At 62.7% G+C, this 12,974-nt stretch carries 11 protein-coding genes; all 11 read left to right on the top strand.

The annotated features are described in order from the left end of the window. Nucleotides 1–417: 417 nt before the first annotated feature. Nucleotides 418–1,002, top strand: coding sequence for a 4Fe-4S dicluster domain-containing protein (locus KOL99_RS02800; protein WP_183344161.1), 585 nt, complete (start codon nucleotides 418–420; stop codon nucleotides 1,000–1,002). Continuing rightward, a complete protein-coding gene (locus KOL99_RS02795) occupies nucleotides 999–1,952 on the top strand; it encodes a CoB--CoM heterodisulfide reductase iron-sulfur subunit B family protein (protein ID WP_216508967.1) in 954 nt (317 codons plus the stop codon). Before KOL99_RS02800 ends, KOL99_RS02795 begins: the two co-directional genes overlap by 4 nt. 35 nt (nucleotides 1,953–1,987) lie before the next feature. Next, entirely contained in the window at nucleotides 1,988–3,985 is a 1,998-nt protein-coding gene (locus KOL99_RS02790) for a CoB--CoM heterodisulfide reductase iron-sulfur subunit A family protein (protein ID WP_216508966.1), read from the top strand. Nucleotides 3,986–4,120: 135 nt separating this feature from the next. Further along, nucleotides 4,121–4,624, top strand: a complete 504-nt coding sequence (locus KOL99_RS02785) for a hydrogenase iron-sulfur subunit (protein ID WP_216508965.1) — start codon at nucleotides 4,121–4,123, stop codon at nucleotides 4,622–4,624. A gap of 164 nt (nucleotides 4,625–4,788) precedes the next feature. Beyond that, complete coding sequence (locus KOL99_RS02780) at nucleotides 4,789–5,733, top strand: 4Fe-4S dicluster domain-containing protein (RefSeq protein WP_216508964.1); 945 nt, start codon at nucleotides 4,789–4,791, stop codon at nucleotides 5,731–5,733. Between the two features lie 200 nt (nucleotides 5,734–5,933). Then, a complete protein-coding gene (locus KOL99_RS02775; RefSeq protein ID WP_216508963.1) occupies nucleotides 5,934–6,944 on the top strand; it encodes a 4Fe-4S dicluster domain-containing protein in 1,011 nt (336 codons plus the stop codon). Nucleotides 6,945–7,051: 107 nt separating this feature from the next. Next, the gene (locus tag KOL99_RS02770; protein ID WP_199387233.1) at nucleotides 7,052–7,894 is read left to right on the top strand and encodes an FAD/NAD(P)-binding protein; all 843 of its coding nucleotides are present in this window, start codon (nucleotides 7,052–7,054) and stop codon (nucleotides 7,892–7,894) included. A 216-nt stretch (nucleotides 7,895–8,110) separates the two neighbouring features. Further along, entirely contained in the window at nucleotides 8,111–9,019 is a 909-nt protein-coding gene (locus tag KOL99_RS02765) for a DMT family transporter (protein ID WP_328759505.1), read from the top strand. Nucleotides 9,020–9,221: 202 nt separating this feature from the next. Beyond that, on the top strand, nucleotides 9,222–10,070 hold the full coding sequence (locus KOL99_RS02760; protein WP_216508962.1) for a sulfide/dihydroorotate dehydrogenase-like FAD/NAD-binding protein: 849 nt from the start codon (nucleotides 9,222–9,224) through the stop codon (nucleotides 10,068–10,070). Then, nucleotides 10,067–11,476 (top strand): NADPH-dependent glutamate synthase, encoded by a 1,410-nt coding sequence (gltA, locus tag KOL99_RS02755; protein ID WP_216508961.1) that lies wholly within the window; start codon nucleotides 10,067–10,069, stop codon nucleotides 11,474–11,476. The genes KOL99_RS02760 and gltA overlap by 4 nt, the downstream gene beginning before the upstream one ends. Before the next feature lie 458 nt (nucleotides 11,477–11,934). Next, the gene (locus KOL99_RS02750; protein ID WP_216508960.1) at nucleotides 11,935–12,972 is read left to right on the top strand and encodes a cytochrome-c peroxidase; all 1,038 of its coding nucleotides are present in this window, start codon (nucleotides 11,935–11,937) and stop codon (nucleotides 12,970–12,972) included. Nucleotides 12,973–12,974: the final 2 nt, after the last annotated feature.

Here is a 12,974-nt window from a genome sequence, read left to right as displayed (position 1 = left end):
CACTGTGCAGCGAGATTTGACCCGGATCGGAATTCTTTAACTATTTCCAACGCTACTTCAAGCACTTCCGAGGCTAGCGATAACGCGTGCCTTGTTGTTCTAAAATTTCACTTTTTCGGGCAATTTTGCCGCTTTGAAGATGCTCGGAAAAGCCCATTTATCCGCACTTTTTCACAAAAGCTCTTCTTTTTCACGCAGTTCCACGCAAAACAATTGCTTGCTTTTTTGTTTTAAAATGGCGTATAGTCCATTCCAATTTTTTGTATGACACGAATTGTTATCATTTTAAAACAACGTTCTCCAGCATGACACCCATTGACCACAAAGCACTTGCTCTTTCGCTTTCGATGGGCGTATGATTTCGAACTGTTTATTAGCAAAATGGTCCCCGACCATGAACCAGTCACGAGGTCCGCAGTGAAAAACAAGTTGATGCACCTCTCCAACGAGACCATGAACATCGGGTTCGTGAAGAAGGTGGAGGCACTCTCCGGCAGCTCCGTGCGGCGCTGCTTCCAGTGCGGCAAATGCTCTGCCGGCTGCCCCATGTCCACCTTCATGGAGCATCCGCCCAACCGGGTGGTGCGTCTGCTGCAGTTGGGGCAGGGGCAGCGCATCCTGGCGGGGCGCTCCATTTGGTACTGCGCCTCCTGCGAGACCTGCACCACCCGCTGCCCCAACAAGGTCGATCTCGCCGCCATCATGGACGCGCTGAGAAAACTTTCCTGGGACGCCGACGGTCCTTCCAAGGAAAGCTACGTGCAGCTCGCCAACCGGCTCTTCATCGAGAACATCCGCACCTACGGCCGTCAGTACGAGCTGCGCCTGGGCGCCGCCTTCAACATGAAGAGCGGGCAGTTCCTGAAGGACCTCATGCTCGGGCCTAAGCTGATCTCTAAAGGGAAGCTGAAGATGTTCCATTCCAAGAACAAGAACATCGCGGAGATCGAAGGGATCTTCAAGCGGATCGAGGAGATGCGCAAGAAAGGGGAGGCGCTGTGACACCTGGCAAGAAACGTCTTAGTTATTCCTATTACCCGGGGTGCTCGCTGCACGCTTCCGGGCGCGAATACGATATCTCCACCCGGGCGCTGTTCAAGGCGCTCAACGTGGGGCTGAAGGAAGTGCCGGACTGGTTCTGCTGCGGGGCTACCCCCGCCCACAACGTGGACGAGCTTTTGTCGCTGTCACTCTGCGCCAAGAACCTCTCCCTGGCGGAAGAGGTCGAGGGGGACCTGGCCGTCGCCTGCGCCGCCTGCTTCTCGCGCCTGAAGACCACGCAGCATCATCTGAAAGAGGACGACACCAAGAGAAAGCAGGTCGAGGTCGCCATCGACGGCCCCGCCGCGCTCAACAAGCCGGTCAAGCACATCCTGGAGATCCTGGCCCGCGAGTTCGGTCTCGCCAAGCTCGAGGAAAGCGTGAAAAAGCCGCTCATGGGGCTCAAAGTTGCTCCCTACTACGGCTGTCTGCTGACCCGCCCGCCCGAGGTGCCGGAACTGGATGACTGCGAGGACCCGAGCATCATGGAGGACGTCCTGCGCGCCCTCGGCGCCGAGCCGGTCAAGTGGAGCCACCGCATGGAATGCTGCGGCGCGAACTTCACCCTGTCCCGTCCGGGCGTGGTGCTCAAACTTTCCAACGCCATCCTGGAATCGGCGCGCATCGCGGGCGCGGACTGCATCATGGTCGCCTGCCCCTTGTGCCACGGTAACCTGGACATCCGCCAGAAGGAGATCAAGGAAGCCTACGGCGCTCCCGACTCCACCCTGTTCGGCAACATCTTCGGCTCCGAGCTGCACGGCGGCAGCGCCCCCGACCAGCGCGACCTCCCCATCTTCTACGTCACCCAGTTGGCGGCGCTGGCGATGGGTGTTGCCTCGGAGAGCCTCGGTTTCGAGAGCGTCATCACCGACCCGAAACCGCTGTTGAGAGATAAACAGCTGCTGTAGCCCACCCGGGCGGCAGCGCATGGATTGAGGAGCTTATGTCCAGAATCGGCGTTTTTGTGTGCCACTGCGGTGAGAACATCTCCCGCACGGTGGATGTGGAGCAGGTGGCGAAGGCCGCGGGGGAGATCCCGGGCGTAGCCTTCTCCTGTGATTACAAGTACATGTGCTCGGACCCCGGGCAGACCCTTTTGAAGAAGGCAGTTGCCGAGCACAAGCTGGACGGCGTGCTGGTGGCGGCGTGCAGCCCGCGCATGCACGAGAAGACCTTCCGCAAGGCCGCCGAGGCGGCGGGGCTCAACCCGTACCTGTGCGAGATGGCCAACATCCGCGAGCACTGTTCCTGGGTCCACGAGGACCGGGACATGGCGACCGCCAAGGCCAAGGACATCGTGAAGCTGATGGTGGAGCGGGTCAGGAAAGGGAAGTCGCTCGCCCCGATCACCGTTCCCGTCACCAAGCGCGCCCTTGTGATAGGCGGCGGCATCGCCGGCATCCAGGCGGCCCTCGACATCGCCGACGCCGGGCACAGGGTGGTTCTGGTCGAGCGTGAGCCGTCCATCGGCGGGCACATGGCCCAGCTCTCCGAGACCTTCCCGACCCTCGACTGCTCCCAGTGCATCATGACCCCCAAGATGGTCGACGTGGCCAACCACCCGAACATCACCCTGTTCACCTACTCCGAGATCGAGAAGGTGGACGGCTACATCGGCAACTTCCAGGTAACCGTGAAGCACAAGGCGCGCTCGGTGGACGAGTCCAAGTGCACCGGCTGCGGCATCTGCATGACCAAGTGCCCCAAGAAGAAGATCCCCAACGAATTCGACCAGGGGCACGGCATGCGCCCGGCCATCTACGTCCCCTTCCCGCAGGCGGTCCCCAACACGCCGGTGATCGACCGCGAGAACTGCACCATGTTCCAAAGCGGCAAGTGCGGCGTCTGCGCCAAGGTCTGCGGGCCGGGCGCGGTGGACTACGAGCAGAAAGACACATTCACCGTCGAGGACGTAGGTGCCATCGTGGTGGCCACCGGCTTCAAGCTCTACACCATCGACAGAAAGCCCGAAGGGAGCCCGATCCAGGGGTACGGCGAGTTCGGCTACGGCACCATTCCCGACATCATCGACGGCATGACCTTCGAGCGCCTCGCCTCCGCCTCGGGCCCGACCGGCGGCAAGATCCTGCGCCCCTCGGACGGCAAGGAACCCAAGCAGGTGGTCTTCATCCAGTGCGTCGGCTCGCGCGCCAGGGAGAAAGGGATCTCCTACTGCTCCAAGGTCTGCTGCATGTACACGGCAAAGCACACCATGCTCTACCACCACAAGGTGCACGACGGGCAGGCCTACGTCTTTTTCATGGACGCGAGGACGCCGGGCAAGGGGTACGACGAGTTCTGGCGCCGCGCCGTCGAGGAAGAGGAAGCGGTCTACATCAGGGGGATGGTGTCCCGCATGTACCAGCGCGGCGACAAGATCGTGGTGATGGGGAGCGACATCCAGGTCGGCGTCCAGGTCGAGATCGAGGCCGATCTCGTGGTGCTGGCCACCGCGGTGCAGCCGCAGGACGGCGCCGACCTGCTGGCGCAGAAGCTCGGCATCTCCTACGACAAGTACAACTTCTACTCCGAGGCCCACGCCAAGCTGAAGCCGGTCGAATGCGCCACCGCCGGGATCTATCTCGCCGGCGCCTGCCAGGGTCCGAAGGACATCCCGGATACCGTGAGCCAGGCCTCCGCCGCGGCGGCCAAGGTGATGACGCTCTTCGCCAAGGACAAGCTCGAGCGCGACCCGGTGGTCGCCAAGGTGAACGAGAAGTACTGCGTCGGCTGTTTCGCCTGCAAGAAGGTCTGCGCCTACGGGGCCATCGAGGAGAAGGAAATCCGCGATCGCCAGGGGAACCTGATAAAGAAGGTCGCCTACGTGAACCCCGGCGTCTGCGGCGGCTGCGGCACCTGCCAGGCCACCTGCCCGTCCAAGTCCATCGAACTCGACGGCTACACCGACGAGCAGATCATGGCGATGATAGAGGCGCTCTAAACGGCTAAAACCTGTTCTAGGTTCTACGTTCTAAGTTCTACGTTAACACCTTAAACTAAAGCCCGGGTTCGCTCTTGCTTCTGCTTTCAACACAGAACGTAGAACATAGAACGTAGAACGGCTTCTGAGGTTTTCATGCACGCTGCAACAAAACAACACGACTTCGAACCGAAGATAGTCGCCTTCGTCTGCACCTGGTGCACCTACGCGGGGGCGGACCTCGCGGGGACCAGCAGGATGCAGTACCCGCCCAACGTCCGGGTGCTCAAGTTCCCCTGCACCGGGAGGATCGATCCGGTCTTCATCCTGCGCGCCTTCCAGAAAGGGGCGGACGGGGTTCTCGTTTCCGGCTGCCATCCCGGCGACTGCCACTACATGGCCGGCAACTTCCACGCCCGGCGCCGTTTCGCCGCGTTCCGCGCCCTCTTGGACTTCGTGGGCGTCGACCTGAACCGGCTCCAGTTCTCCTGGGTTTCGGCAGCCGAAGGGGGCAAGTGGGTCGACGTGGTGACCGAGCTGACCGAACGGGTGCGCACCATGGGGCCGATGCCCGAGTTCAAGGAGCTCGAGCACGAGGAGCAGTGGTCGGGTGCCATCAATACGCCGGAACTCAAAGAAGCGTACGACAGCATCGGATGATTGGCTGGGGGTAGCCCCCTCCCAACCTCCCCCCTCCGGGGGGAGGAGCAAGAAGAAGCGCCATAGTCCCCTCCCCCGGAGGGGGAGGTTAGGGAGGGGGAGGATTCCGCTCCCAACCGACACAACTTGCGTCCGGCATCTGCCGCGGCGCCAACGGATCAGACATGAACGCTAAAGCAAACAAGAACCAGGTGACCTGCATTGAACCGGATTACTACCAGGCAATCACCGAGGCGATCCGCAAGGAAGCGGTAAAGATCCTCAAGGATGAGACGGTGGTCGGCGTGGTGGGCTACCTCCCCGGCCGCCGCAAAGGGACCGCGAGCCCCGCACTGGTCACCACGGTGGAAGAAGCGGAAAAGCTCATCTTCTCGCCCGCCTGCGTCAACAACCTCTCGGTCTACCTCACCAAGGCCAAGAAAGGGGTGCTGAAGCAGGGCAAGGTCGGCATCGTCGCCAAGGGGTGCGATATGCGCGCGCTGGCCGGACTGATGACGGAATCGCAGCTCCAGCGCGAGGACCTCTTCATCATCGGCGTAGTCTGCCCCGGCGTGTACGGCTTCGGCGTGGAGCGGACCGGCACGCTGACGGAGGCCAACATCGCCCGCAAGTGCCGGGAGTGTACCGTGCACATGCCGGAAGGCGCCGACGTGGCCGCCGGGACGCACGCCGAACTTGCCGATCTGACCCCGGAGGAAGCACAGGAGATGGCGCGCATCGAGGCGATGCCGCAGGCGGAGCGTTGGGCGTTCTGGAAGGAGCACTTCTCGCGCTGCATCCGCTGCATGGCCTGCCGCCAGGTCTGCCCCTTCTGCTACTGCGAACAGTGCCTGTGCGACAAGAACCGTCCGCAGGCGGTGGAAAGTTCGCCCCGCCCCGCGGGGAACATGGCCTGGCACCTGGTGCGCGCCATGCACCTTGCCGGCCGCTGTGGCGGCTGCGCCGAGTGCGAGCGCGTCTGCCCCATGGACATCCCGCTCAACCTGTTGAACCGGCGCATGGCCCAGGAACTGAAGGAACTCTACGATTTCGAGGCCGGGCTCACGCCGGTGGATAAGGGACCGTTGAACCAGTACAAGGAAGATGACGACCAGTCGTTTATAAAATAGGAACCGTTGCCTAACGTCCCCTCTCCCGGAGGGGGAGGGACAGGGAGGGGGCTTTAGGTTACGCAGCGCTTCCCCCCTCCCAACCTCCCCCCTCCGGGGGGAGGAGCTAGAAACAGAGCAGCATTACAACAGTCAGCAGCGCCCTCACCCCTGCCCCTCTCCCGGAGGGCGAGGGGAAAAGGCCAACAAAAGAGACCTTTATGCCGCAGATCATTACGGAACAGAACCTTCGCAATCTGATCGACCTCCTGGTCAAGGAAGCCAAACTCGTGGTGGGACCGAAACTGTCGGGATCGGTGGTGCTTTATGAACCGCTGACGGCAGGCTCGGACCTCACCCTCGACGCGCTGCCGCGCCGCTCCTCCAAGGAGCTGTTCTTCCCGATCTGCGAGGACATCCTCTCCTACAAGCGGGAAAACGGTGCCATGAAGGTGAACGACGTGGACCGCTCGAAGTTCCCGGAGGCGGTGCTGATCGGCGCCCCTCCCTGCGACGCCGGCTCCCCCGCCATCCTGGACGCGGTAATGTCCTGGGACTACAAGGACGAGTTCTACCTGGAGCGCCGCCGCAAGAGCACCATCGTCGGGATCGCCTGCACCAAGGGTGACGACGCCTGTTTCTGTCGCGCAGTCGGCCTGGCTCCGGATGCCGAGGCGGGGAGCGACCTGTTCCTGACCCCGCTCAAGGACGGCTCCTACGCCTGTAATGCGGTGACGGAAAAGGGTCAGGCCCTGGTGGCTGCGCACCAGAACCTCTTCTCGGAAGGGGCAGGCGCCGAGCCGAAACCGTTTGTCGACCAGGCTGTCGCCAAACTCGACCTGGTAAAGATCAAGAAGTGGCTGGAAGAGCACTTCGAGGACCCGCTCTGGGAGAAGATCGCGGACATCTGTGTCGGCTGCGGCGCCTGCGCCTTCATCTGCCCGGCCTGCCACTGCTTCGACATCAACGACGAGGGGAGCACGGACGACGGCGTCAGGCGCAAGCACTGGGACGCCTGCGGCTTCGCCAAGTTCACCAACCACGCTTCCGGCCACAACCCGCGCGACGTGCAGAACAAGCGCTACCGGAACCGGATCATGCACAAGTTCAAGTACTACGACGACAAGTTCGGCAAGACCCTTTGCACCGGCTGCGGCCGCTGCATCCGCGCCTGCCCGGTCGGCATCGACATCGCGGAAATCCTTGAGACCATCAACACCAAGCAAGACTAAAACGAACAGGGATAAAGGGGATAAAAGGGATAACAACAAAGGCCTATTGGTTTTATCCCTTGCATCCCTTTTATCCCTGTTAAACGCCTTATCGAGAGAAACGACCTATGTGCAAATCCGATAACATCTACCTCCCCAACCTCGCTACCATCGAAGCCATCGTCGACGAGACGCCTGACGTCAGGACGCTGCGCCTGGTCTTCCAGGACGAGCAGGTCCGGGAGAACTTCAGCTTCCGCGCCGGCCAGTTCGCCGAGTACTCTTCCTTCGGCTTCGGCGAGTCGACCTTCTGCATCGCCTCGGCGCCAACCCGCAAGGGGTACATCGAGTGCTGCTTCAGGAGCGTCGGGCGAGTGACGGAGTCGCTGAGAAGGCTCGAAGTCGGCGACACCGTCGGCGTGCGCGGCCCCTACGGCAACTCTTTCCCCATCGAGGAGTTTTTCGGCAAGAGCCTGGTCTTCATCGCGGGCGGCATCGCCCTGCCGCCGCTTAGGACCGTGATCTGGAACTGCCTGGACCTGCGCGACAAGTTCAAGGACATCACCATCGTCTACGGTGCCCGCTCCGAAGCGGACCTGGTCTACAAGCACGAGTTGAAGGAATGGCAGGAACGCGACGACGTGCGCCTGGTGAAGTGCGTGGATCCCGGCGGCGCCGGTCCGGACTTCGACGGCAAGGTAGGTTTCGTCCCCACCGTGCTGGAAGAGGCGGCGCCGAGCGCCGAGAACACCATCGCGCTGGTCTGCGGCCCGCCGATCATGATCAAGTTCACCCTCCCGGTCCTGGAGCGCCTCGGTTTCACCGACGACAACATCTACACCACCCTGGAAAACCGTATGAAGTGCGGCGTCGGCAAGTGCGGCCGCTGCAACGTCGGCAATGTCTATGTCTGCAAGGACGGCCCGGTCTTCACCGCGCGCCAGGTGAAGGCGATGTCGCAGGAGTTCTAAGCTCTTTACGTGAAGGGGACTGGCTCCGCAGGTGCCTGTCCCCTTTGCTGTAAAGCTTCCCCCTTGCCCTCCCCCTCCGGGGGGAGGGTTTGTTTTCCATCCGTCTTTATCCCTTTTATCCCTGTTCAATTTGCTTGACCAAGTGCGCAAAATGAGAGAGTCTTTCCGCTTTGGCGCCGCCCTCACCCCAGCCCTCTCCCTGAGGGCGAAGGGGATGTGGACGAAATCTTCGCCATAGCAGGTATTGCGATGCCGTACCTCCTCCTTACCCTAAGCGCCCTGATCTGGTCCGGGAACTTCGTGATCAGCAGGGCCATGAACAACGTGATCCCGCCCGCCGGCTTCGTCTTCTGGCGCTGGGTGGTGGCCTTGATCGTGCTGCTGCCGGTAGTGCTGCCGCGCCTGCGCGAGCAGTGGCCCATCGTCCGGGCCAACCTGCCGCTGATCGGCATCTCCGGCCTGTTCGGCGTCACTCTCTTCAACTTCCTGATCTACACGGCCATGCACTGGACCACCGCCATCAACGCGGCGCTGGTCAATTCCGCCATCCCCATCTTCATCATCATGTTCGCGCGCATTTTCTACGGGCAGCGCGTCATGCTGCGCCAGCACGCCGGCATCGCGTTGTCCCTGGTCGGCGTCGCCGCCATCATCCTGCGTGGCGACCCGTCCCGCATCCTCACCCTGACCTTCAACCGCGGCGACCTGCTGGTACTGCTGGCCGCCATCGCCTGGGGCCTCTATTCCGTCGCTATCAAGCGCTACCCGCAGGGGCTGAACCCGTTCGTGTTCCTGTTCTCCATGACCGTGTGCGGCCTGGTCCTGCTGATCCCGTTCTACGGGTACGAGATCTCCCAGGGGCACCTGATGACCTGGAACCTCCCTACCATCCTCAGCGTCCTGTATGTCGGCATCCTCGCCTCCGTGGTCGCCTTCACCGCGTGGAACCACGGCCTGCGCCAGGTCGGTCCCCATGTCGGCGGGCAGTTCGTGCACCTGATGCCAGCATTCAGCACCATCATGGCCGTCGCCTTCCTCGGTGAGCGACTGCAATCCTTCCACGTGGCCGGCATCGTGCTCATCTTCGCCGGCATCATCTGCGCGACGTACAAGGTGAAGGGATAAGCCTCTTCCCCCTCCCCAGCCCTCCCCCTCCGGGGGCGGGTGCCCTCCTTCGGGCAGTCGACGCTTACCAACGGTCCATTGTCATTCGTTCATTACCCCTGACTTTCCGTATACTTCCTTGCGCTTTTTCCCTCACAGCTGATATCGTATTCACTACGCTAAAACAGCTGCAGCACATACTCTCCTCCAAGAAGGTGACTCAATGTTCGAAGTTGTAAGCAACGAGATTCTCGCGGAAAACCTCCACAAAATGGTGCTGGTCGCTCCCCGGATCGCCAAAGCCAGGAAGGCTGGACAGTTCGTCATGGTCAGGCTGGCTCAGGGTGAAGAACGGATCCCGCTGACCATCGGCGATGCGGACCCGGCCGCCGGGACCATCACCCTGTTCATACAGGCCATCGGCGCCTCGACCCGTAAGATCGTCTCGACCCCGGTCGGCGGCTTCATTCGTGACGTGGCCGGCCCCCTGGGCAAAGAGACCCATATCACCAACTGGGGCCGGGTCGTTTGCGTCGGAGGCGGCGTCGGCACTGCCGTTCTTTTCCCGCTGGTGAAGGCACTGGCCGAGGCAGGCAACGAGATCACCACCATCATCGGCGGGCGCTCGGAGCGCTACGTGATCCTGGCGGACGAACTGGGTGTGCTTTCCAAGAACCTGCTGATCACTACCGAAGACGGCAGCCTGGGCTACAAGGGGTTCGTCACCGGTCCCCTTTCCGAGATGATCGCTGACCCGGTCCGTGCACCGCAGGCGGTCTTCGCCGTGGGCCCGGTCCCGATGATGAAAGCAGTGGCCAACCTGACCCGCGAGCCGGGCATCGAGACCATCGTGAGCCTCAACCCGATCATGATCGACGGCACAGGGATGTGCGGCGGCTGCCGCGTCCAGGTGGGCACCGAGACCAAGTTCGCCTGCGTGGACGGGCCCGAGTTCGACGCGCACCTGGTGGACTTCGACGGCCTCTCCGACCGCCTGACCAGCTATCGCAAGGAAGAGGCGGCAAGGCACGCAGCCGAGGGCTGCAAATTGGCTAAGGAGGTAGCAAAGTGAGCAACGACCTGTCCCCCAAAGAGAGGATGGCTATAGATAGGGTGCACATGCCGGAACTGCCGGCTGACGAGCGGAGCACCAATTTCGAAGAGGTGAACCTGGGGCTCTCCGCCGACCAGGCGCTTTCCGAGGCGCAGCGCTGTCTGCAGTGCAAGACCAGGAACTGCGTCTCCGGCTGCCCGGTCGGAGTGTCCATCCCCGAATTCATCGACGCCCTGGCCTGCGACGACCTCCCCAAGGCCGCCAAGATCCTGCGTGGCGACAACGCCCTCCCCGCCGTCTGCGGCAGGGTCTGCCCCCAGGAAACCCAGTGCGAGGCATTGTGCGTGCGCGGCAAGAAAGGCGACGCGGTGGCCATCGGCTACCTGGAGCGCTACGTGGCCGACTGGGCCATGCTGCACCCGGACCGCCTGCTCAAAGAAGCGAAGCCGGAACCGACCGGCAAATCGGTGGCCGTGGTCGGCTGCGGCCCCGCCGGTCTCACCGCGGCCGGTGAACTGGCGCGGATGGGACACCAGGTAACCATCTTCGAGGCGCTGCACGACACCGGCGGCGTACTCCGTTACGGCATCCCGGAATTCCGTCTCCCCAAGGAGATCATCGACTGCGAGGTGGCGGTCCTTGCCGAGCTGGGCGTGACCATCGAGTGCAACGTGATCATCGGCAAGACCCTGACGGTCGCCGAGCTGACCGAGGATTATGACGCCGTCTTCATCGCCAACGGCGCCGGCCTCCCGACCATGCTCAACATCCCCGGGGAGAACCTGAAAGGGGTTTACGCCGCCAATGAATTCCTTACCCGCGTCAACCTCATGGAGGCCGGGCGCAGGGAAGACAGCGCGACGCCGATCCTGCAGCGGGACGAGGTCGCCGTCATCGGCGGCGGCAACACCGCCATGGACTGCGTCAGGACCGCCCGCAGGCTGGGCGCCAAGCGCGCCATGATCATCTACCGCCGTGGCGAGGCGGAGATGCCGGCCAGGATCGAGGAGATCAAGCACGCCAAGGAGGAAGGTGTCGAGTTCGTCATGCTCACCGCCCCCATCGCCATCGTCGACACCGAGGACGGCTGGGTCTCGGCGCTGCGCTGCCAGAAGATGGAACTGGGCCCGGCAGACGATTCCGGCCGCCGCCGTCCGCAGCCGGTTGCCGGCTCCGAGTTCGACATCCCGGCGGGCATCGTCATCAACGCGGTCGGCACCAACGCCAATCCGCTCCTTACCGCCACCGCGCCTGATCTCAAGCTGAACAAGTGGGGCAACGTCGTGGCAGATGAAGAGGGGCAGACCAGCATCCCCGGCGTCTTCGCCGGCGGCGACATCGTCAGGGGGGGGGCGACCGTCATCCTCGCCATGGGCGACGGCAAGCGCGCCGCAGCAGCGATCGATCAGTACCTGAAGCGCTGATGCCGGCGCAGATGTGTTGACGCAGCGAGGGGGCCGCAAGGCCCCCTTTTTTTTCGCGGCACCAGCGTCCGCCCGTCCACGGTAGGGGCGAATAATCATTCGCCCCCCTTGATCGCATCATCACCTCTCTCGCCAGCGACACCGACGTGGGCACCGGCGGCTGGGCAAATGATTATTTTTCCTTACCACGCTCCCTCCACGGAACCGCCCGTCCACGGTAGGGGCGAATAATCATTCGCCCCCCTTGATCGAATCATCACCTCTCTCGCCATCGGCACCGGACCGGGCACCGGCGGCTGGGCAAATGATTATTTGCCCCTACAGCCCATTCGCATTCGCCTCCGCATCACCAGTCCCATCACCATCACCCTGCCCCCTCTCCCTCCCCTATCGGTTGACAGCGCTTTTTCCGAATGTACCTTTTAATGGTTTGCCACTCCACCCTTACGGGAGGCCACATGAAACAGATACCGTTGTTGCTGCTCGTGCCGCTCTGCCTCTGCCACCCCGCCTACGCCGCGGACGACCTGCTGTCGCGCGCCAACAAGCTGTTCAAACCGATCCCGACCAAGGCCCCTCCCCTCAAGGCCAATCCGGCCACGGCGGCGAAGCTCGAACTGGGCAGGAAGCTCTTTTTCGACCCCCGACTCTCCAGCTCGCAACTCATCAGCTGCAACACCTGCCACAACGTGGGATTGGCCGGTGCTGACCTCCAGGAAACTTCGACGGGGCATGGCTGGCAGAAGGGGCCGCGCAACTCCCCCACGGTGTTCAACGCGGTGTTCGACGTGGCGCAGTTCTGGGACGGCCGCGCCAAGGACCTGCAGACCCAGGCCAAGGGGCCAGTGCAGGCGGCGGTGGAGATGAACAGCAACCCGGAACTGGTGGTGAGGACATTGAAGAGCATCCCCGGCTACGCGCCGCTGTTCAAGGCGGCGTTTCCCGGCGCCAAGGATCCGGTCACCTTCGACAACATGGCCAAGGCGATCGAGGTGTTCGAGGCGACCCTGCTGACCCCTGACTCACCGTTTGACCGGTTCCTTAAGGGTGACGCCGGCGCCTTGAACGCCAGGGAGAAGCGGGGCTTGCGCATCTTCATGGACAAGGGGTGCGCCCCGTGCCACGCGGGAACCAACGTGGGCGGCGTGGACTACTATCCCTTCGGCGTGCGGGAGGCCCCCGCCACCGAAATCCGTCCAGCCGGCGATACCGGCCGCTTCATGGTCACCAACACGGAAAGCGACCGCTACGTCTTCAAGGCTCCCTCGCTGCGCAACGTGGCCCTGACTCAGCCCTATTTCCATTCGGGCAAGGTCTGGAAGCTGCGCGACGCGGTGACGGTGATGGGCTCGGCCCAGTTGGGGATGACGTTGCAGGATGGCGAAGTGGAGGACACGGTGGCGTTTCTGAAGAGCCTGACGGGGCGGCAGCCCAAGCTCCCCTACCCTCTGCTGCCGCCGAGTTCGGATGACACGCCCCACCCCCAGCTGAAGTAGGG

Source organism: Geomonas azotofigens, assembly GCF_018919395.1.
Taxonomy (GTDB): domain Bacteria; phylum Desulfobacterota; class Desulfuromonadia; order Geobacterales; family Geobacteraceae; genus Geomonas; species Geomonas azotofigens.
The sequence above is the reverse complement of the archived record's forward strand: the minus strand, read 5'-3'. Positions and strand labels throughout refer to the sequence as shown.